At 29.3% G+C, this 22,201-nt stretch carries 23 protein-coding genes and 1 pseudogene; 6 read left to right on the forward strand and 18 right to left on the reverse strand.

What is annotated here, in order from left to right; genetic code table 11:
• Positions 1 to 379, reverse strand: a pseudogene (locus tag IAA47_06680) (AAA family ATPase).
• 97 nt (positions 380 to 476) lie between these two features.
• Between IAA47_06680 and IAA47_06685 the strand changes: the two are divergent.
• The 4 genes from IAA47_06685 to IAA47_06700 all read left to right on the forward strand — a co-directional run bounded on the left by IAA47_06685 (position 477) and on the right by IAA47_06700 (position 3,130).
• The gene (locus tag IAA47_06685) at positions 477 to 686 is read left to right on the forward strand and encodes a helix-turn-helix domain-containing protein (GenBank protein ID MBU3842647.1); all 210 of its coding nucleotides are present in this window, start codon (positions 477 to 479) and stop codon (positions 684 to 686) included.
• 26 nt (positions 687 to 712) lie between these two features.
• Positions 713 to 1,582 (forward strand): TdeIII family type II restriction endonuclease, encoded by an 870-nt coding sequence (locus IAA47_06690; protein MBU3842648.1) that lies wholly within the window; start codon positions 713 to 715, stop codon positions 1,580 to 1,582.
• Complete coding sequence (locus IAA47_06695) at positions 1,579 to 2,292, forward strand: site-specific DNA-methyltransferase (protein MBU3842649.1); 714 nt, start codon at positions 1,579 to 1,581, stop codon at positions 2,290 to 2,292. The genes IAA47_06690 and IAA47_06695 overlap by 4 nt, the downstream gene beginning before the upstream one ends.
• Before the next feature lie 100 nt (positions 2,293 to 2,392).
• Positions 2,393 to 3,130: a hypothetical protein gene (locus IAA47_06700; protein ID MBU3842650.1), complete on the forward strand. Its 738-nt coding sequence runs from the start codon at positions 2,393 to 2,395 to the stop codon at positions 3,128 to 3,130.
• 54 nt (positions 3,131 to 3,184) lie between these two features.
• On the opposite strand, the gene IAA47_06705 is transcribed toward IAA47_06700, so the two are convergent.
• The 7 genes from IAA47_06705 to IAA47_06735 all read right to left on the reverse strand — a co-directional run bounded on the left by IAA47_06705 (position 3,185) and on the right by IAA47_06735 (position 8,271).
• Positions 3,185 to 4,261: a DNA adenine methylase gene (locus IAA47_06705; GenBank protein MBU3842651.1), complete on the reverse strand. Its 1,077-nt coding sequence runs from the start codon at positions 4,259 to 4,261 to the stop codon at positions 3,185 to 3,187.
• Between the two features lie 214 nt (positions 4,262 to 4,475).
• On the reverse strand, positions 4,476 to 4,979 hold the full coding sequence (locus tag IAA47_06710) for a restriction endonuclease subunit S (GenBank protein ID MBU3842652.1): 504 nt from the start codon (positions 4,977 to 4,979) through the stop codon (positions 4,476 to 4,478).
• A 259-nt stretch (positions 4,980 to 5,238) separates the two neighbouring features.
• Positions 5,239 to 5,400, reverse strand: coding sequence for a hypothetical protein (locus IAA47_06715; protein MBU3842653.1), 162 nt, complete (start codon positions 5,398 to 5,400; stop codon positions 5,239 to 5,241).
• On the reverse strand, positions 5,400 to 5,576 hold the full coding sequence (locus IAA47_06720; protein ID MBU3842654.1) for a GNAT family acetyltransferase: 177 nt from the start codon (positions 5,574 to 5,576) through the stop codon (positions 5,400 to 5,402). The genes IAA47_06715 and IAA47_06720 overlap by 1 nt, the downstream gene beginning before the upstream one ends.
• Positions 5,577 to 5,593: 17 nt before the next feature.
• Positions 5,594 to 6,226 carry an SAM-dependent methyltransferase gene (locus IAA47_06725; GenBank protein MBU3842655.1) on the reverse strand — a complete coding sequence of 211 codons (633 nt, stop codon included), beginning with the start codon at positions 6,224 to 6,226 and terminating at the stop codon, positions 5,594 to 5,596.
• Positions 6,175 to 6,636 (reverse strand): hypothetical protein, encoded by a 462-nt coding sequence (locus IAA47_06730; GenBank protein ID MBU3842656.1) that lies wholly within the window; start codon positions 6,634 to 6,636, stop codon positions 6,175 to 6,177. The genes IAA47_06725 and IAA47_06730 overlap by 52 nt, the downstream gene beginning before the upstream one ends.
• Positions 6,637 to 6,807: 171 nt before the next feature.
• Complete coding sequence (locus IAA47_06735) at positions 6,808 to 8,271, reverse strand: nucleoside kinase (protein MBU3842657.1); 1,464 nt, start codon at positions 8,269 to 8,271, stop codon at positions 6,808 to 6,810.
• A 180-nt stretch (positions 8,272 to 8,451) separates the two neighbouring features.
• On the opposite strand from IAA47_06735, the gene IAA47_06740 reads away from it, so the two are divergent.
• On the forward strand, positions 8,452 to 9,795 hold the full coding sequence (locus IAA47_06740; protein MBU3842658.1) for a CoA-disulfide reductase: 1,344 nt from the start codon (positions 8,452 to 8,454) through the stop codon (positions 9,793 to 9,795).
• Positions 9,796 to 9,832: 37 nt separating this feature from the next.
• Positions 9,833 to 11,257 carry a cation:dicarboxylase symporter family transporter gene (locus IAA47_06745; GenBank protein ID MBU3842659.1) on the forward strand — a complete coding sequence of 475 codons (1,425 nt, stop codon included), beginning with the start codon at positions 9,833 to 9,835 and terminating at the stop codon, positions 11,255 to 11,257.
• A 204-nt stretch (positions 11,258 to 11,461) separates the two neighbouring features.
• Here IAA47_06745 and IAA47_06750 read toward each other — a convergent pair whose 3' ends face one another.
• The 10 genes from IAA47_06750 to IAA47_06795 form a co-directional block, all read right to left on the reverse strand.
• On the reverse strand, positions 11,462 to 12,436 hold the full coding sequence (locus IAA47_06750) for an ATP-binding cassette domain-containing protein (protein MBU3842660.1): 975 nt from the start codon (positions 12,434 to 12,436) through the stop codon (positions 11,462 to 11,464).
• Between the two features lie 2 nt (positions 12,437 to 12,438).
• Positions 12,439 to 13,428 (reverse strand): ABC transporter ATP-binding protein, encoded by a 990-nt coding sequence (locus IAA47_06755; GenBank protein ID MBU3842661.1) that lies wholly within the window; start codon positions 13,426 to 13,428, stop codon positions 12,439 to 12,441.
• 21 nt (positions 13,429 to 13,449) lie between these two features.
• Positions 13,450 to 14,325 carry an ABC transporter permease gene (locus IAA47_06760; protein ID MBU3842662.1) on the reverse strand — a complete coding sequence of 292 codons (876 nt, stop codon included), beginning with the start codon at positions 14,323 to 14,325 and terminating at the stop codon, positions 13,450 to 13,452.
• A 15-nt stretch (positions 14,326 to 14,340) separates the two neighbouring features.
• Positions 14,341 to 15,267, reverse strand: coding sequence for an ABC transporter permease (locus IAA47_06765; protein MBU3842663.1), 927 nt, complete (start codon positions 15,265 to 15,267; stop codon positions 14,341 to 14,343).
• A gap of 108 nt (positions 15,268 to 15,375) precedes the next feature.
• Positions 15,376 to 16,902, reverse strand: coding sequence for a glutathione ABC transporter substrate-binding protein (locus tag IAA47_06770; GenBank protein MBU3842664.1), 1,527 nt, complete (start codon positions 16,900 to 16,902; stop codon positions 15,376 to 15,378).
• A gap of 288 nt (positions 16,903 to 17,190) precedes the next feature.
• The gene (locus IAA47_06775; protein MBU3842665.1) at positions 17,191 to 18,492 is read right to left on the reverse strand and encodes an NCS2 family permease; all 1,302 of its coding nucleotides are present in this window, start codon (positions 18,490 to 18,492) and stop codon (positions 17,191 to 17,193) included.
• Between the two features lie 29 nt (positions 18,493 to 18,521).
• A complete protein-coding gene (locus IAA47_06780; GenBank protein ID MBU3842666.1) occupies positions 18,522 to 19,394 on the reverse strand; it encodes an RluA family pseudouridine synthase in 873 nt (290 codons plus the stop codon).
• A gap of 8 nt (positions 19,395 to 19,402) precedes the next feature.
• Positions 19,403 to 20,509: a rod shape-determining protein RodA gene (gene rodA, locus IAA47_06785; protein ID MBU3842667.1), complete on the reverse strand. Its 1,107-nt coding sequence runs from the start codon at positions 20,507 to 20,509 to the stop codon at positions 19,403 to 19,405.
• Positions 20,510 to 20,519: 10 nt separating this feature from the next.
• Entirely contained in the window at positions 20,520 to 20,960 is a 441-nt protein-coding gene (gene dut / locus IAA47_06790; protein MBU3842668.1) for a dUTP diphosphatase, read from the reverse strand.
• A gap of 11 nt (positions 20,961 to 20,971) precedes the next feature.
• Positions 20,972 to 22,195 (reverse strand): insulinase family protein, encoded by a 1,224-nt coding sequence (locus tag IAA47_06795; protein MBU3842669.1) that lies wholly within the window; start codon positions 22,193 to 22,195, stop codon positions 20,972 to 20,974.
• Between the last annotated feature and the right edge of the window lie 6 nt (positions 22,196 to 22,201).

A 22,201-nucleotide genomic window follows, 5' to 3' on the forward strand; every position in this document is an offset into this window, starting at 1 on the left:
AATATACCATAAGTTCCCATACTTCACTAGCACTTAAATTACTTCCAAATCTTACGTTATCAGTTATTCTTACTGCTACATCTTCTTGATTAAAAATCTTTTCAAGGGTTTCTAATCCCTCTTCTCCAGTATGTTTAAGAAGTTCTCTTATCATAAAATTAGAGCTTGTGTTTATCCAATAAGATTTTAACTCTCTCTCTTTTACAAAATTTAAAATACTCCAAGGATTATATATCTCCTCTTTTCCAAAACTATATCCATCATACCATTTTTTCACCTCTGGCATCTCATATCCTAGTTCATAATAATCTAATATAGTTTTTACTTCTTCTTCTATTAAACCAAAACTTTGGCTATAAGTATTTTCTAATGTCGTATATTTATTCTTAATTATAAAAAATGTTGCTTATAATCCGTTGTTTTAAATCCTACAAACTGATATTATAAGTTTAAATATTTTTAATAGGTGATTTATTATGATTACTCATAGTTTTGGAAATAAAATAAAACAACTTAGACAAAATTTAGGATTAAGCCAAGAAAAATTTGCATTAAAAATTGAAATGGATAGAACATACTATTCCCAAGTTGAAGCTGGCAAAAGAAATATTTCATTAGAAAATATTTATAAAATAGCTAAAGGATTTAATATTTCTTTGGAAGAGTTATTTAAAAATGTCAAATAAAATAAAAGTTTTTAAAAGGAGGAATAATGGATAATATTCAAGAACAAATTAGATTAATTATTTTTGAAGAATTTTCAAAATTATTAAAAAACATTGAAGGAGATTTTAAAAAAAATTATATCAAAAAAAATTATAATTTTTTACTCAACCAACTTGATGCCAAAACAACTGCAAATATGGTTTTTGTAAGTAGTTTTGAATCAAAAAGTGGATTTGCTATAGAAGCATGTGCTAAAAGAATTGCTAGAATTAGATATGGCGAAAAAAATGTTCCTACTATTGTTAATCCTAATAACTTAAAACATACAATTGATGAAAAATATATTAATGGTCAAATTATTGTTACCGATATTAATATTGAAGATGGTAATTTAAAAGGAGAAATTTCAGCTTTTCGTGCTAATAATATTTCTAAAGGTAAAGGAAAAGCAAAACAAACTAGTACTGTTAATCAAACTACTATAAAATCTCTTTTAGATACTGCTAAAAAATATAAAACTCCTGGTGTGATTTATACTAAACCTGTTGATTTAGCATTTTTTGATGGAGTTAATTGGAATATCATGGAACTTAAAGCTGGAGGGGATTTAGATAGTTCTAACGCTCCTTCTAATGTAGAAAAACTATTAACTATTTACACTGGTCTTAATTATTATAATACTAAGGTATTCTTTGCTACACTGTATAATAAAGATGGAGAAGGAAATACATGGACTGGAGCTGTTAAAAAGCACTTAGCATATCCTGAAATGTTTTTAATTGGAAAAAACTTTTGGGAATATATTTTACCAAAAGAAATTGATTTTGAAGAATTTACTAAAATTTACAAAGAAACATTATCTGAATTAGATTTAAACAATAGAATTAATGAAATGATTAAAGAGTGTTTAAGATGAATACTTTTGAATTATTCAATGAAGATTGTTTAAATCAAATAAAAAATATTCAAAATCATTCAATAGATTTAATCTTAACTGACCCTCCGTATAATATTGCTAAATATTCTACGGGAGATATTTTTCTTCCTAATAGAAGTCCATTAAATAATAGTATTGCAACATGGGATTTAGTTGAAATTAATCCCGTTGATTTTTTAGTTGAATTTAAAAGAATTTTAAAACCAACTGGAAATATATTTATTTTTACAAGTTATAATCTTTTAGGAAAATGGCATGATGTCTTTGATAAAGAATTTGATACCTTTCAGTATTTTATTTGGCATAAAACCAATCCTACTCCTAAAATTTATAAAAATGGTTTCTTGAATAGTTGTGAATTGATTATTTGTCTTTGGAACAAAGGACATACTTGGAATTTTACAAAACAAAATGAAATGCACAATTTCTTTGAAAGTCCTATTTGTATGAGGCCTGAAAGACTACAAAATCCAAAACACCCAACTCAAAAACCTATAAAATTATTACAACATCTTATTAAGATTGGAAGTAATGAAGGAGATTTAGTCTATGACCCATTTATGGGAGTTGGCTCTACTGCTATCGCTTGTCTTAAATTAAATAGAAATTTTATTGGTTGTGAAATTGATAAAAGCTATTTTGAAGCTACAAAAAATAGAATTAATAAGGAGATGACCAAAAATGCTTGAAAACCATCATAAAGCAATTATAGAGGAAATTTTTAATGAAGAAATAGATAACTTTATAAAAAAAATGTCTTCAAAACCTTTTGAGAAAAATAATTTTATTATGAATAATCTTAATAAAACATTTAAAATTTACTCTTCTCTTGCAAGGTCTTTTGACAGTACTTTAGGAAATACTTTCCAAATAATTGCTCAAAAAATTGCACAATATATGTACACTGGAAAATATAAAAATTTACAGTATAGTGGATTTTATAAAGTTTTTAGAAGTTTTGATAATGAAAATAATATATTTTTTCAATTTCATCCAGATAAATTTCCTTTTCAAAAAAGAGAAATTTATCCAAATTATTGTAATTGTTCTAGTATTCCTTATCAAAAAAATAAATTTCATCATTTAATAGATATTTCCAATGATTTTTTTTACTATTCAATAGTTAGTGACGTTATTTTACCTGAAAAAGGAGCTGACCTTGTTATTAACCTCAATAATAGATATTATATCATAGAAATAAAATTAGGTGGGAATTTAGATAATAAAAAACTAGAAAGTGAATATAATGCTTTAAAAAAATATCAAGAGAAAAATTATCCTAATAATAATAATGTTTCTCTTTGTTTAGGAACTGTTTATGCTGAGGAAGACGTTAAAATTAAACTTTCTTCACATTTTAAAAGTAATTTTTCCGAACCAAATCATTACTTGTTTCTTGAAGAAGATTTTTGGAATTTTATTTGTGGTAATCATGAAGATGGATATTCTGTTATTAAAGAAATATACCTTAAAAATATAAATAAAATCAATGCTTTTTTAGAGGAGCGTTTAATGAGTATTAAATAATTCAACAAATATAGTATAATCTCTTTCTAAAGAGATTATACTATAGAAATATATTTACATATAATTTGTTATAATTAAATGTTCAACTCCTCTTTCATTTCTACTTCTAACATTATAAGTATAATTTTTATCAAAACTTAAAATATTAAAATCTTTTTCATATAAATTATATATAAAATCTGTATTTTTTATAACTAATAAAAATTTTGCAGGAACTTTTTTTAAAGTTTTATATAATCTTTCCTGGTCTTTTTTATTAAATTCCCTTCCTTCATAATCAGAAAACTCTGTATCATATGGTGGGTCTAAAAAAATAAAATCATTTTCTGTCAACTCCAAATTATCTATAAATTCTTCAAAATCTTTACATTCAATATTAGTTGTTCTAAATAAATTTTGAGTTTCTTTCTTCAATAAATTATTAATTTTTTCATTAAAATTTTTTCCGTTATAACTAATCCCTCCATATGGAATATTAAATTCACCTTTAGAATTATATCTAAACATTGAACCATAACAGTACTCCCTTATGAAATAAAAATTAGCAATTTTATAAGCATTTGAAACTACTATTTTATCCAACATAACTTCATTATAAATATCTCTAAAATACATATATAAACCACTCATAAATCCAGTTATCAAATTCTCTCTTAAGTCCTTTTTAGTAAATGGAGCTTTTTCTTCATTTTTTTTAGTTCTTTTAAATTTGTCAAACACATTTTTTTTCAATATTTTTTCAAATCTTTCTGTATTTAAAATTATTTTTTCATCATAAGTGTTTGCCGATATTTTCTTTATATATTTTTTTAAATTTTGTTCATCTTCTTCATCATAATAATTATTTAATAATTCTATATCTTTACTAACAGTATCTAATAATAAATTCCAAATTAAAGAATATTTTTTTAAGTACTCTATGAACTCTTCATTATTTTCTTTTATCATTTTATAAAAAAGTATTAGATTTGAAGATACATCATTGATATAAGCCTTATTTGGCTCTAAGTAAAAAAATACTGCTCCTCCTCCAAAAAAAGGTTCTATATATTTATCAAATTTAGGGATTAATTTTTCAAAATTTTTTATTTCTCTTCCTTTTCCCCCAGGCCACTTTATTAATGGTTTCACTTTAACTCCTCCTATAAATTTATACAAATAGATTTATATTGTATCATAATTATTAAAAAAAACAATCTTTATTTTTTAATTAATTTATTTTCTTCTTATACAAACATCTATTGAAATAATCCTCTTTTAAACTCCTTTAATCCCTTTAGCTCTTTCTCTATACTTTCTATTTTACCATCTATTGAAGATAGAAAATAGTTATTTTTTATTATTCTCAAAGTACTGGAAATAATAATTTTATATCTTTTAATGTTTCTTGTCCAACATTGTATCTTGTACTTCCTCCTGATTTTGAAGTTATTTTATTTCTTGCTAAATTAGTTTTTAAAAGTTTATTTAAAAAAATAGGGATATATTCTCTTATTTTTTTTCCTCTTATAACAAATCCACCAAAAGTTGCTATATTTTTTTTATCTAAATATACATCAGCCATTCCTACTTCTTCCCTAGTTTCAGAGCTTCTTTGAAAAAGTATATCTCTATAAGTCACAGAATATTTTTCTAATGTATTATTATCTATATCAACTTTCCCAATAATATTATCATAAGTTATAAAGTCATTATTTAAAATATCCAAGACATTTATAAATTTAATCCCTTTTCCATATTGCTCTTTTGAAGCATTTACCCCATTTTTAACTTCTAATATATCTCCCAGTTTCTTCTCTTTCCACTCATCACTAAACTCTTTAAATCTTAATTTTGGTACTTTTCTCATTTGGTTATACTCCAATCTCTTTTAATATTTTATCTAACCAATTAGGTACTTTATCACATACTTTTATATATGAATTTGAAAATTTACTATAGCATAATTTACTAATGGAAGAATTTCCTTTAAATTTTCAAATATATAGTATATCCTTTTTCTTTTACTTCTTTAATTGCTTTTAATATATTTTTCCCTGTTAAGGTTGTTTCTTGATTGAAAGATATATTTTTTCAATACATTCTTTTTTTAATTTTAAAGCTATTCTTCATGCTTTTACTTGATCTTGATTACTTCTCCAATCTCCAATATTTCTAACTATTTCATCTGTATTAATTCTTATACCTAAATCTAAATCAGGAATAATAGTATTATATAGAGTTGATTTCCCAGCTCCATTTACTCCAGCAAAAATAACATAATTGGGCATTAGTATACTCCTTTCGCTATTAATTTTTCTTGAAGTAATTGAGTTTTTAATTCTTCCAACTTTAAATAAAATATTTTTTCTTCTTCAGTTTCAGCTTTTTCTATCATTTTATTAATATCATAAGTAGATAAATGAATAATGTAATCATATAAATTTTTACTATCTTTAAATTCTATCATAATTTCTACCTCCATTATATTACAGGAGCTTTTATTCCAAGCTCATCACAAAAAGATTTAATAGTCTTGTCTATTTCTCTCATTTCCTCATCAATTTTACCTATCTTTTCTACTATCTCATCTAAGTTGATTTCCTCTTCCTCTTCAAAGGTATCTACATATCTAGGGATATTTAGGTTGTAATCATTCTCCTCTATCTCCTTCATACTTACCTTTTTAGAGTACTTCTCTATCTCCTCTCTATTTACATAGGTATTTACAATTTTATCTACGTCCTCATCTCTTAAGTAGTTTTGATTTTTAGCCTTTTCAAACTCATTAGAAGCATCTATAAATAGGATATCATCATCAGCTTTTCTATTTTTCTTAACTACTATTATACAAGTAGGTATTGATGTACCATAGAAAATATTTGGTGGTAATCCTATTATTGCATCTATATAGTTTTTATCTTTCAATAGGTACTTTCTAATTACTCCCTCACTTGCTCCTCTAAACAGTACTCCATGAGGAACTATTACAGCCATAATACCATCATCTGCTAATTGATAAATCATATGTTGAATGAAAGCAAAATCAGCCTTACTACTTGAAGCTAGTTTTCCATAAGAAGAGAATCTCTTATCTGATAAAAAGCTTTCTTTAATTGAACTCCCGGCTTTTTTAACTCTATCTGTGTAAGAGGAATTCCATTTATTAAAATAGTTACATCATATCTATTCTCATACTGCCCTCTCATTGTAATTTGATTAGTTACTTGAAATATGTTATTTCCCATACTCTCTTTATCTATGAAAGAGATATATTTCATCTCTCCACTATCAGTCATCAACTCATATCTATCTCTAAGTTTCTTAGCTTTTTCAAAAATACTTCCTCCAGCAAGGTGTATCTGTATCTTCTTAAACTCTGAGTCACTCAATTTTAGTCCATTAAATTTTTCAATCTGTTTTCTAAAATTAGCTCCCAACTCTTCCTCATTTTTTATATTAACAATCTCATACCCTTGTGAAGATAGTTGCTCTATCAATTTTTTCTCTAATTCTTGTTCTGACATTCTCCCCACCCTTTTTTTATATATTTTTTATATTTTATCATATTATTCCAGTTTTTAACTCACTATTTTTTCAAAAAATATGAAAAGAGGAGCCTACTATTGTACAACTCCTCTTCCTATAATTTTCTATTACCCTAAATTTATTAGAAAATTTTATTAATTTTTTCTACATTAATATTTATAGAAGATACTTCCACCAATAAACTCTTTAAGAATAGAGTCATCAGGTACTAAATCAGCTTTTATATCTACAAAGCAGTATAAAAATCTCATTATTCTTTTAGCCTCTTCATAATATGGGCTACTTGGACTTATCTTAATCAACTCTCTTAGAGCATAGCTTTTTAAAACTCCTAACTCATATACAAGATTACTATTGAATAGTGCATCTGCCTCCTCTTGATAAGGGAATATGTGTCTCTCTTCTCCTTTTCTTACGATAGACCACATAGCTAGAGTTCCCTCTCCCTTCTCCTCTCTTGAAAGGCTATCTCTTACCAATCTTCTAATCTCTCTTACATCACTTGTAGATATTCTATTGTGTTTATCTATATTTAATTGAGTTAAACAACTTATATATATTTTAAACTTATTCTCTCTTGGTATCTCAGAAGTTAATCTTTCATTCAAACCATGTATTCCCTCTATGATGATTATTCCATTTTTCTCTGGTACTTTCATCATAGTTCCTTTTTCTTCTCTCTCACCAGTTACAAAGTTATATTCTGGAATCTCTACCTCTTTTCCTGCTATTAAATCTCTTAAATTTTGATTCAATAGTTTTAAATCTAGAGCTTCTATTGTTTCAAAGTCTTTCTTTCCGTTCTCGTCAACTGGAACATTAGCTCTACCTATATAGTAGTTATCTAAAGATATGACAATTGGATTTATTCCATTTGCTCTTAAATGAATATATAATCTCTTACTAAATGTTGTTTTCCCAGAAGATGAAGGTCCTGCTATTGTTACTAATTTTATTTTTTTGTTATCAGAAATCTGTTCAGCTATTTTAGCTATCTCCTTGTGATGTAGAGCTTCGTTTACTCTAATCAACTCACCAATCTCTTTATGAAGTACCTTCTCATTTAAACTTCCTAATGTATCCACTCCTAATATCTGATTCCATGCTCCAGACTCCTCAAATATTTTAGCTATCTTTGGAGTGTTTATATTTGGTGGAAGTACCATCTCCTCAGTCAATGGATACTTCAATATAAATCCATCATTATATTTAGTTAATTCAAAAAGATCTACATCTCCAGTAAATTTATATGGTCTCTCATATACAAAATCATGGTATCCATCTATAGCATACTCCATTATGCTCGTCCAACCACTATTATCTAATAGTTTTCTAACATCTTCTCTCTCTATCTTATTGCTTCTAGCTTTTAACTCTTCACTATTACTACTAATTAATTCAATGGGATAATTCTTCTCTATAATCTCTTGCATTTTACTAGAAATCTCTTCTACTTTTTCCTCTGTCATAGAAAAACCTTCTACATATCCATAGATACCATTGTTTAATGAATTATCTATTATTACTTCTTCACTTGGTAAAATGTCATTTATCGCTTTTAAAAGTATCAATTTCAAAGTTGTTGAGTATTTTTTTTTATTAAATTTTACCATTTTTCCTCCTAATGATGTTTTAATATTAATTTTTAACATTTTATTTCATAATGTTATCTTATATAGTAATTATACAATATTTTTTAGAAAATTAATAGATACTACTGGTTTTATTTTATATTTTGTGCTATACTATACTGTGTGATATGTTTTTTAAATTTTATTTTGTAGGAGGGTATTATGAAAATCATCATTATTGGTGGAGTTGCCGCTGGAATGTCAGCTGCTGCAAAAGCTAGTAGAATAGATAAGAATGCTGAAATTGTTATCTATGAAAAAACTGAAATTGTTTCATGGGGAGCTTGTGGACTTCCTTACTATGTTGGAAACTTCTATGAAGATCCTAACAACATGATTGCAAGACCTGTTGAGAAATTCATCGAAGCAGGAATGAACATCAAAATTAAACACGAAGTTGTTGGAATTGATGTTGAAAAGAAAGAGGTTACTATTAAAAATCTAGTTACTGGAGAAACATTTACAGATAACTATGATAAACTTATGGTAGCAACTGGAGCTCACGCTATTATGCCTCCAATTAAAAACCTTTCAACAAAAGGAGTTTACACTTTAAAAGATTATACTGATGGTATAGTTTTAAAGGAAGAGATGATGAAAGATGAAATCCAAGATATCATAGTTGTTGGAGCTGGATATATTGGAATCGAAGTTGTAGAAGCTGCTAAGCACTTAGGAAAAAGAAGTGTTAGACTTATACAATTAGGAGAAAGAGTATTACTTGAAAGCTTCGACAAAGAGATTACTGATGTTATGGAAGAAGAGATCAGATCTCACGAAGGTGTAGAGTTACATCTTGAAGAGGCTGTTCAAGAGATAGTTGAAAAAGATGGAAAAGTTGTTGGTATCAAAACTAATAAAGGGGAGTACAAAGCTGATTTAGTAGTTATCTCTACTGGAGTTAGACCTAATACTGCTTTCTTAAAAGATACTGGAATCGAAATGTTACCAAACGGAGCTCTTGTTATAGATGAGTTTGGAAAAACAAGTATAGATTCTATCTATTCAGCTGGAGACTGTGCTACTGTTTACCATATAGTAAGAAAGGAGAATGTATACATTCCTCTTGCTACTACTGCTAACAAAATTGGTAGAATTGTAGGAGAAAACCTAGCTGGTAAAAATACTGCATTCAAAGGAACTCTAGGTTCTGCAGCTATAAAAGTTTTAGATGTTGAAGCTGGTAGAACAGGAATTACTGAGAATGAAGCTATAAAAATGGGAATCAACTACAAAACTGTATTTGTAAAAGATAAAAACCAAACAAACTACTATCCTGGAAGAGAGGATATATTTGTTAAATTAATATACAATGCTGATACAAGAGTTCTTTTGGGTGCTCAAATAGCTGGTAAAAAAGGAGCTGTTCTAAGAGTTGACGCTTTAGCTACTGCTATCTATTCAGGACTTACTGTTGATGAAATTGGAATGATGGACTTCTGTTATGCTCCACCATTCGCTAGAACTTGGGATGTTATGAACGTTGCTGGAAATGTTGCAAAATAAATTTAATATATAAAATAAAAGGAGAGATATTTTAAAAATGAATAGCGTATTTTTTAAACAATTTTTAATGATTAGTGATATCAAAACTATCATTTTCTTAATAGCACTAGTTGCTATAATCATGGTTATCAACAGATTACCAAAGGAAAAATTTAACTTCTCAGCTAAAGTTATGACTGCTACTTTTATAGGATTAATCTTAGGATTAGTTATTCAAGTTGTTGCTGGATTCCCTCATGATCCTATGAAACTTACATTCGTTAGAGAAACTACTTTATGGTATAGCTTACTTGGTGGAGGATTCATCTCTTTAATTAGAATGCTTGTTATTCCTCTAGTTATGGTTTCTATCATCCACGTTATTATCAACATGAAAGAAGATGCAAACCTTGGATCATTAGTAAAGAGAACTCTTACTATATCTTTAGCTATGGTTGCTATTTCTGTTGCAGTTGGATTAGTTTTCGGAATTTTATTCAAAGTTGGAAAATTTGATGAGGCTACTTCTGTTATCACTGAAGGTGGAAGACAAATCAGAGAAGTTAAGAATATCGTTGACACATTAAAAGCTCTTATCCCTTCTAACCCAGTTGAAGCAATGGTTAACTTAAACATCGTTGGTTTAGTAATCTTCTCTTCAATCGTTGGAGTTGCTGCTAAGAGAATGTCAAAGAAATATATGGCTATAGTTAAACCTTTCTTTGATTTAATAAATGCTTTCCAAAAAATTATTGTTTCTATGGCTATGAGTATCATAAAATGGATGCCAGCTGCTGTTGTACCATTACTTGCTAACACAATAGCTCAAAAAGGTGTTCATGCTATAGCTGAAGTTGGTAAATTTATAGTTGTTCTTTACCTTGCAGTTGCTGTTATGTTTGTTGTTCAAATGATAGCTGTTGCTGTATTTGGAATGAACCCATTTACTTATGTAAAAAAATGTACATCATTACTTTTACTAGCTTTCACTTCTAGATCAAGTGTTGGATGTTTACCAGTAACTATCTCTACTTTAACTAACAAATTAGGTGTTACTGAGTCTACAGCTAGCTTTGTTGGAAGTTTCGGAACTACAGCAGGAATGCAAGGATGTGCTGGAATATTCCCTGCTTTAACAATCGTATTCGTTACTCATATGAGTGGACACTCAATTGATATGACTATGTTTGCTATGGCTATTATAGTTGTTGCTATCAGTTCTCTAGGAATAGCTGGAATACCTGGTACAGCTACAATGGCTGCTTCAGTTGGATTATCAGGAACAGGACTTGCTGCTCTATTCCCATTAATCAACCCTATCCTTGCTATAGATCCTATCATAGATATGCCAAGAACTATGTTAAACGTTATCGGTTCAGTTACTAACGCATTAATGGTAGATAAGAGCTTAGGATTAATCAATATGAATACTTATAATGATCCTAACGCAGGAAATGAAGCTTCATCTGCTGAAATGGAATAATAAAAACTTAATAGTTTATTCAAAATAGGAGAAGATTTTAGATCTTCTCCCTTTTTTATACTTACTCGACTATTGAAATAATTCCAAATAAACGTCAAGAATTATATAATTTATAAAAAATTAAGAGGGATAGTATCTGGAAGCTTTTCAACTACTATCCCTCTTTCTATTTTAATTTTAAAACCCCGCTAATTTAACTATTCCCTATTTTTCTACAAATCCTAACTCTTCAGCTAGATGACAAGCAAAGAAGTGTCCTTCTCCTACCTCTTTCAATGCTGGCTCTTGTTGTCTACAAATATCCTTTGCATACACACATCTCTTAGCAAATCTACATCCTTTATCTGGATTGATAGGTGAAGTTATCTCTCCTTGAAGTTTTATTCTTTCCATTTTCTTTCTTACACTTGGTACTGGAATTGCTGATAATAAAGCTTTTGTATATGGATGTATTGGATTTTTGAAAAGCATCTTAGACGGTGCTTTTTCAACTAATTGTCCTAGATACATTACAGCTATATCATCAGAGAAATGTTTTACAACTGATAAGTCATGAGTTATAAACATGTATGTAAGTCCAAATTCCTCTTGTAAATCTTTCATTAGGTTTAGAACTTGTGCTTGAATTGATACGTCAAGAGCTGATACTGGCTCATCACAAACTATAAATTTAGGTTTTAAAGCTAATGCTCTTGCTATTCCTATTCTTTGTCTTCTTCCTCCATCTAATTCATGAGGATAAGTATTCATAAGTCTCTCACTAAGTCCAACTGTATCCATAAGCTCTTTTACTCTAGCTTCTAATTCAGCTTTAGATTTACACATCTTATGTATTACTAATGGCTCTGCTATAATCTCACTTACTGTCATTCTTGGATTTAAAGATGCAAATGGGTCTTGGAATATGATTTGCATTTTCTTTCTCATCTCTCTCATTTGCTCTTTTGAATAATTTCTTATATTCTCTCCCTCAAATAGGATCTCCCCATCTGTAGCCTCAAGAAGTCTTAAAATTACTCTTCCAGTTGTAGATTTTCCACATCCTGATTCTCCAACCACTCCAAGTGTTTTTCCTTCACATATAGTGAAGTTTATATCATCAACTGCATGTAAAAGTCCCTTAGGAGTATTGAAATATTTTTTTAGATTTTTTACTTCTAATAATACTTTATTTTCCATTATTATTTTTCCTCCCCTATAGCCTTTACTTTTCCTTCACATATAAGACATCTTACTTTATGTCCAGCTTCTATCTCTGTAACTCTTGGTTGCTCTTTTGAACAAAGTTCAGTTGCATGTGGACATCTAGGGTGGAATTTACATCCTGATGGAAGGTTTGTAGGATCTGGCATAAGTCCTTGTATTGGTTTTAATCTATCACACTCTTCATCAAGACTTGGTATAGATCCAAATAATCCATGAGTATATGGGTGTTTTGGATTTTCAAATACATCTATTAAACTTCCTGCTTCTACTATCTCTCCAGCATACATTATAGCTACCTTATCACATACTTGAGCAACTACTCCAAGGTCATGTGTTATAAGTATCATTGCTGTTTTAAACTTCTCTTTTAGATCATTCATTAAATCTAGTACTTGTGCTTGAATAGTAACGTCTAGAGCTGTTGTTGGTTCATCAGCTATTAGAAGTTTTGGATTACAAGCTAAAGCAATAGCTATAACAACCCTTTGCTTCATTCCACCAGAGAATTGATGTGGGAAATCATTTGCTCTTGCTCCTGGAATTCCAACTAATTCTAACATCTCTTTTGCTTTTTCAAAAGATTTTTCTTTTCCTAATTGCTCATGTATCTCTATTACTTCAGCAATTTGCTCTCCAACTGTCATTACTGGATTTAGTGATGTCATTGGATCTTGGAATATCATTGATATTTTATTTCCTCTGATATTTCTCATCTCTTCTTCCGATAAAGAAAGTAAATCCTTACCTTCAAAAGTAATCTTTCCACTTAATATTTTTCCAGGAGGATTTGGAACTAATCCCATTATTCCAAGAGCAGTTGTTGTTTTTCCTGCTCCTGTTTCTCCAACAAGTCCAATCGTTTCTCCCTCTTCTAACTCTATCTCAAGTCCATTTACAGCAGAAACTACTTCATCTTCAGTTACATACTGTATAGTTAAATCTTTTATTTCTAATAATTTACTCATTGATACTTCCTCCTACATTAACTACTGTTTCAATCTTGGGTCTAAGGCATCTCTTAATCCGTCTCCCAATAGGTTAAGAGAAAGAATTGTTATCATTATAGCAACTCCTGGGAAAGTTGTTACCCACCAAGCATATCTTAGGTATTGTCTACCTCCAGATAGCATAGATCCCCACTCTGGAGCTGGCGGTTGAATTCCAAGTCCTATAAAACTTAAACCTGCTGTTGATAATATTGCACTTGCAACTCCTAATGTTGCTTGAACAATAACAGGAGCTAATGAGTTAGGAATTATGTGTCTAAATATAATTCTTGTATTACTTGCTCCAATCGCTTTAGCTGCTTCTATGAACTCTTGGTCTCTAATTGAAAGAACTGATGCTCTAACTATTCTTGCATAGCTTGGAACGCTTGAAATACTAATAGCTAACATTAAGTTTAAAATACTTGGTCCTAATGCTGAAACTATAGCTATTGCTAATAATATACTTGGTACAGCCAAGAATATATCCATCACTCTCATTATGATATTATCTAATTTTCCACCATAATAACCAGCTATTGCTCCTAAAATTCCACCTATTACTATTGAAATTCCAACAGCTATAATACCAACTTGTAAAGAAACTCTTGTTCCATGTACAAGTCTTGCAAATATATCTCTTCCAAATTCATCTGTTCCCAACCAATGTGCAGCACTTGGAGCTTGTAATCTTTGTGATAGGTTTTGCTTAATAACTACATTGTCATAATTTGCTATTACATTAGCAAATACAGCAAGTAAAACAAGAATTATTAAGATTACTAATCCTAAAACTGCCATCTTATTTCTTTTTAATCTTCTCCATACTTCTAACCATTGACTTCTTTTTTTATTTGAAGTATTTATATTCGACATTATTTATCCCCCTTACTACTTATATTGAGATTTAATTCTAGGATCAACATAAGCATATAATATATCTACCAATAAGTTTACCACACTGAAAGCTGCAGCTAAGAAAACAACTGCCGCTAATACTGTTGGTGTATCCTTTTGTCTGATAGCGTCTACCATCAATCTTCCTACACCTGGCCATGAGTAAACTGATTCAGTTAAAACTGCTCCTCCTAATAAGTTACCAAATTGTAATCCTACAACAGTAATTATTGGTATAAGGGCATTTTTTAAAGCATGTTTATTTATAACTACTTTTTCAGCAACACCTTTTGCTCTTGCTGTTCTTATGTAGTCTTGTCTTATTACTTCAAGCATAGAAGAACGAGTCATTCTCGTTATGATTGCTGCAGATCCTACACCTAGTGTTACTGCAGGTAGTATGATACTCTTAAAGCCATCAAATCCTCCAGATGGTAGCCATCCTAGCTTTACTGAGAACATTAAAATTAACATTAATCCTAACCAGAATACTGGCATTGATACTCCTAGTAATGCTATTATCATACTAAAACTATCTAGGAAAGAGTATTGTCTAGTTGCAGAGATTATACCAATTGGAATACCTATACAAACAGAGATAATTATTCCTAATATTGCTAAGATAAATGTATTTGGGAATCTTGCAAATATCTCTCCAAATACCTCTCTACCAGTTGTATAAGATCTTCCAAAATCACCTAATATTGCATTTTTTACGAATCTAAGATATTGTATAAAAAACGGATCATTTAATCCCATCTCTTCTCTCAATTTTAAAACAGCTTCTCTTGGTGCATTTTCTCCTAATATTAATTGTGCTGGGTCTCCTGGTGTTAAAGACATGATAGCAAAAACTAATAATGATACTCCTAATAATACAGGAATAAGTAGTAAAATTCTTTTTAATACATATTTGTGCATATCTTTTTTGACACTCTATGTTTTAGGTGTCTTCTCCTTTCTTTTAAGTTTTTATTTTACATTAAAAGGCTGTATCTTTTAAGACACAGCCTGTATAACTTCTCTAGATTAATTTTCTTTAAATTTTACTCCATAAAGTCTATGATGTCCTGCTGGTTTAAGTTTAAAGTTTTCTATATTTTTTTGTAATGCTGCATTTTGTGCTTTATATGCAGTTACATAATATGGAACCTCTTCTTGAGCTATAATTTGTACTTCTCTATATAATTCTTTTCTTTCATCTTGATCTATAGATACTCTTGCTTTTGATAATAGCTCATCAACATGTGGGTTAGAATAGAATGCTCTGTTTCCAGCTCCACCAAAACTTGAAGTGTGAAGTAATGGGAATAATCCATAATCAGCATCTCCTGTTACAGTTACCCAACCTAGCATGAACATATCATGGTCTCCTCTAGCTGTTCCATCTAAATATGCTGCCCACTCAAGTGTTTCAACTGCAACATCTATTCCAATCTCTTTTAATTGAGCTTGAAGAATTATAGCTATATCTCTTCTTTCAACATTTTCATTTACCCAAATTTTTGTTTTAAATCCATTTGGATATCCAGCTTCTGCTAAAAGTTTTTTAGCTTTCTCTACATTGTATTCCCAAGCTTTAGCATCTGTTGTGTATCCAAATACTTTTGGTCCAATTAATGAGTTTGCTTTCTCTCCTGATCCTTTATAAACAGCAGTAATAAAATCATCTGCATTAATTGCTAAAGCTATTGCTTGTCTTACCTTAACATTATTGAAAGGAGCTTTTTTTGTATTGAATCCTATATAATCAATTCCAAAAGAAGGCTCTTCTAAGAATACTATTGAATTATCAGTTTTTAATTTTTCTCTATCTAATCCCTCAATATCATAAGCAATATCAAGTTCACCAGTTTCTATACCTATTGTTCTGTTAGATGCTTCACTAACTGGTCTAAATATTGCATATTTTATAGGAGTTACTCCTAAGAAATAATCTGGGTTAGCTTCTAATACTATTTTATCTCCTGATTGCCAAGATACGAATTTATATGGTCCTGTTCCTACTGGATGTTGTCCATATGAATCTCCACTCTCTTTTACAGCTTTCTCATTTAAAATAGCTGCTGTAGGGTGTGTTAAGTGGTTTAATAAAGCTCCAAATGGTTCTACAGTTGTTACTTTTACTGTATAATCATCTATTACTTCTACCTTATCTACAGTACCTATAATATGAGAAACTTGAGGAGATGCTTTCATTCTATCTAAAGAAAATTTTACATCTGATGCTTTTAATTCTTCACCATTATGAAATTTTACTCCCTTTCTTAAATGAAATATAGTTGTTTTTCCATCTGGTTGTTCCCATGACTCTGCAAGACTTGGAACTATATTCATATTATCATCTTGTTCTACTAATCTGTCATAAATTTGTACTGTTACTCTTGATGATGGTGCATCATTAGTAGCATGTGGATCTAAAGATTTAGCATCTGCTCCATTTGCCACTACTATTGTATCCTTATCTTTTTTGGCAGTTTCTTTATCTCCACCGCAAGCAACGAATAAGAAAACTGATAATAGTGCTACTAGTGCTAAATAAAATTTTCTTTTCATAACTAAACTTCCTCCTACTTTTTTATATTTCACTTTTTTAAAAAAAATTTTTCAATTATAATATTTTTTTAGAGTATTGTGGAAAAACTTCTCACAATACTCTAATTACTAAAATACTTACTTTTTTTAAATAATGAAACCTCTATTATACATTTAAGAATTTACTATAATATCCAAACTTTGTCAAATTAATGATATATATACATCACATAAACAATATCAATATAGCGAATAAACTCTTATTTTATATAGCCTCTAAGTATACATTAACCTGTAAACATTTTCAAATTATACTAATAAATTTACTAAACAAAGTACTCCAATAAATATTAATGTTATATTTAGTTTTTTGAAATCTCCTGTTATTACATGGATAAATATATATGATAAGAATCCTAAACTTAGTCCTGTACTTATACTATAAGTAAGTGGCATCATTACTATTATTATAAAACATGGGAATAAAGTTTTAAGATCTCCAAAATCTAAATCTCTAACTTGTTTAAACATATATACACCAACTATTATAAGAGCAGATGCTGTAGCATAACCAGGTACAACAGCTACTAATGGCGAGAAGAATAATGCAAATAGGAACATTATTCCTGTTACTACTGAAGCAAGTCCAGTTTTAGCTCCTACTGCTACTCCTGCTGCTGATTCAACATAAGTTGTAACTGTACTTGTACCTAAAACTGCTCCTACCATTGTAGAAAATACATCTGTATAAAGCATTCTTCCAAATCCTTTAATCTTTCCATCTTTATCAAGTATTCCAGCTTGTCTTGAACAAGATATTAAAGTTCCTAATGTATCAAATAAATCTACAAACATAAATGAAAATATTGGTCCTATTAAAGATAGTTTAAAAGCTCCTACGATATCTAACTTTCCAGCTATTGGTGCAATACTAGGTGGTAAAGATACTATTTTTTCTGGAACAGCTATATTCCCTGTTACAAATCCTAATACTGTAGTTACAACTATTCCTAATAACATTCCACCTTTTACTTGTTTTATTTCTAAAACTATTGCTACTATTAGTCCTACGATACCTATAATAGTTGTTATTTTCATTTCTCCAAGTCCTACTATAGTAGCTGGATTAGCTACTACAAGTCCCATATTTATAAGTCCAATAAATGTTATGAATAATCCTATTCCTCCTCCAACAGCTATCTTTAATGGTATTGGAATAGCATTAGCTATTTTTTCTCTAATTCCACCTAAAGATAAGAAAAAGAAGAAAACTCCAGACATAAAAACAATACCTAATGATGTTTCCCAAGATAATCCTCTTCCTAATACTAGAGTAAAAGTAAAGAAAGCGTTTAGTCCCATTCCTGGTGCTAATGCAAATGGTGCATTTGCCCATACTCCTGATATTATTGTTGCCAGTGCTGATGCTAAACAAGTTACAGTTATTAAAGCTCCCTTATCCATTCCAGTCATTCCTAAAATTGAAGGGTTAACAAAGATGATATAAGACATAGCTAAGAATGTAGTTAATCCTCCTATCACCTCTTGTTTTACTGTACTTCCTCTTTCAGAAATCTTATACAGTCTTTCTAGCATTCCTGTGTTTTCCATTTTTTATTTTTCCTCCTATATAAAAATATTTACTTAGATAACCTTTTAATATACTCCTTTGGAATAGGTAAATTTATTTCTATTCCATACTTATCTATCTTTAGATAGTGTGAAAATAGATACATTATTTTTTCTTTACCTTTTCCATATTTAGTATCACCTAATATGGGGTTTCCCATAGAAGCAAGTTGAACTCTTAATTGGTGTGTTCTTCCACTTCCTAAAGTTCCCTCTAAAAGAGTACAATCTTTTCCAGTTTCTACAACTCTAAAATAACTTATACTCTTCTTTGCTCCCACTTCATATTTTTCTAATTCAACTACTCTATCTTCCAATCTTTTTAAGAAGCTTTTTATTATAAACTCTTTTTTCTTTAACTTTCCTTCAACTAAAATATAGTATTTTTTTTCTATATTTCTCTCTCTCATCTCTTCAGAAAGTTCTCTATTTATAACTAAGTTCTTAGTTCCTATAACTAGACCAGAAGTTGCTTTATCTATTCTATTTATAAAGTTAAAATTAGGATTTTTTAAGTACTCTTTCAAAATCTCAGAGATTCCATACTCATGGCCACTTCCCTTATGCATAACCATATTTGGTTTTTTATTTAAAATTAAAAGATTTTCATCTTCATATACAATAAATTGCTTTATCTCTTCTAGATCTGAACTTTTAATTTTACTCTCTTCAGATTGTATACTTTCTAACTCAACTTTCATAAATAATTTTACCACATCATTTAATTTAAGTCTATAATTTTCTTTTGTTTTTTTCCCATTTACTTTTATTTTTCCAACTCTTATACATTTAAAGATCTCAGTTAGTGCCATATTTGAAAGCTTTTTTCTCAAAAATTTATCTACTCTTACATCTTCAAACTCTTTATCTATTATATACTCCATCTCTTCTCCTAATCTCTATATATTCTTACACTTTGTACTATCCCTAACATTATGAAACTTATTAAAAGTGATGTACCACCATAGCTCATCAATAATAAAGGTTTTCCAGTTACAGGCATAATTCCCATAGTCATTCCTACATTTATTACAAAGTGAAAGAAAAAAATAGAGGCTATTCCATAACATATCAGCTTTCCAAATCTATCTGTAGTTGTTTCTGCAATATAGATTATCTGCATTATTAATGCAAAATATAATCCAAATAGTAGTACTCCCCCTAGAAAACCTCTTTCCTCTAAAAAAACTGATACAATAAAGTCTGTATGTGCTTCAGGTAAAAATCTTAATTTGCTTTGACTACTATTTAAAAAACCCTTTCCATATAACTCTCCAGATCCTATAGCTATCATTGATTGAGTTACATTCCATCCACTTCCAAGAACATCTGCTTCTGGATTTAAAAATGTAAGTACCCTTTGCCTTTGATAATCTTTCAATAGAAAAAAATAAGCAAATGGAACAAAAGCTACAGCACTTGTACCTAACAATATAATTGTTTTCCAATCCAAATCACACATAAATATCATTACACTAAAAGTCATTACTATAATAAGTGTAGTTCCTAAATCTGGTTGTTTTAAAATTAATAACAAAATTGGAGCAATATGTGCTCCAGCTATAAAAACACTCTTTACTCCTACCAATTTATCTTTAAAATAAGTGGATAAAAAAGCTGAAAGTGTTAATACTACCAAAACTTTTCCCATCTCTGATGGTTGTAAACTAACAGGTCCAAAAGTTATCCATCTTTGTGCCCCTAATCTGCTTACTCCTATAAAAAAAATTGAAAGTAATATAAAAATATTAATAATATATAATACTTTATAATATTTCAAGTATTTTCTGTAATCTATCATTGTAACGATTAAATAAGCTACTAATCCTATCACAGCCCAAATACTTTCTTTCATATAGAATGATGTTGTTCTTGAAATAGTTGCACTATATATGGTAGAGATACTTATACAAACTATCAAAAGTGCATTAAGAACAAGAAAATTATTCATTTTTTTTAATCTTTTAAAAAGAAGTTTTATATCTCTACTACTTTTCATCTACTACTCCTTATTTCCCAGTGTGTCCGAATCCTCCACTACCTCTTTCAGTTTCATCTAAACTTTCAACAACCTCAAACTCCATTTGTGCTACTTTATTTAAAACAAGTTGTCCTATTCTTTCTTGGGGTTGAACTACATACTCATCTTTACTAAGATTAATAAGTATCACTCCTATCTCTCCTCTATAGTCACTATCAATAGTTCCTATAGCATTTGCCATACTTATTCCGTGGTTTAAAGCCAATCCACTTCTAGGTCTTACTTGAACCTCATACCCTTCTGGTATTGCCATCTTGATCCCTGTTGGAATTAAAGCTCTCTCTAACGATCCTAATACTATTGGTTCTGATATATTTGCTCTTACATCCATTCCTGCTGATCCAGATGTTTCATATTTTGGTAATTGTACCCCATCAGCTATTAAAACTTGTACTTTTATTTTTTCCATTCTCTATCTCCTTATACATTTCCTAGAATTGTCCATGAATAGTATTTTTCATCAAATATAATCTTAGCTGTCTCTTTTATATCCTCAAGAGTTATCTTTTCTATAGAGTTTATTATAGTATCTATATCAATTACCTCTCCATATAATAGATATGAGTTTGCCATTCTATTCATTTTCCCTTTACTTCCCTCTAAACTAAAAGTCAACATACTTAAAAATTGATTTTTTGATTTTTGAAGCTCATAGGCTGTTATACCATTCTCTCTGATATCTTCAAACTCTGCTTTTATTATTTCAATTACATCCCTATAACTCTCATGAGTTGTTCCTGCATAAACAGTAAAAACTCCACCTTCTAAAAAGGCACTTGAATATGTATATACAGAGTAAGCTAGTCCTCTCTCCTCTCTTATCTTTTGGAAAAGTCTTGAACTCATATTTCCACCTAAAACACTAGAGATTATAGCCGCTGGATATTTCTTTTCATCTACTAAGCTAACTCCCTTAGTATTAAAACATAGATGTACTTGATTAGTATCTCTAACTATTTTGTTCTCTCCAGCATTTATAGTATAACTATTATCTATTTTTCTATCTACTGGATAATCTGCTAATTTTCCAAATCCCTTTTCTAATAGTTCAAATACTCTATCACAATCCATTTTTCCAGCAACTGATATAACAATATTTGAAGCTCTATATTGATCTTTAAAATATTTTATAAATCTATCTCTATCTATTCCCTTTAAACTCTCTATTGTTCCTAATACTGTATTAGATTGTGTTCCAGTTACAGCATACTTTATATTTTCATCATGTATAGTTTCCTCTGGAATATCCTCATACATTCTTATTTCTTCTATTATTACATTTCTCTCTTTTTCTAAATTTTCCTCTGTAAAAGTAGAGTTTAAAAACATATCTGCTAATATATCTATACCCTTTTCTATCTTATTTGATAGCATCTGGATATAGTAACAAGTAGTATCTCTACTTGTATAAGCATTTATCATTCCACCTTCATTATCTACCTCTTCAGAGATATCTTTAGCACTTCTTGTAGTTGTCCCTTTGAACATCATATGCTCTATATAGTGTGAAACTCCACTCTCTTCTGGATACTCATCTCTTGATCCAGTTTTTACAAAAACTCCTAAACTTATAGTGTTAATACTCTCTATATTATCCATAAGTACAGGGATTCCATTACTTAATTTTTTTACATCAATACTCATATATTC

Source organism: Candidatus Fusobacterium pullicola, assembly GCA_018883725.1.
In the GTDB taxonomy this organism is placed as follows: Bacteria; Fusobacteriota; Fusobacteriia; order Fusobacteriales; family Fusobacteriaceae; genus Fusobacterium_A; species Fusobacterium_A pullicola.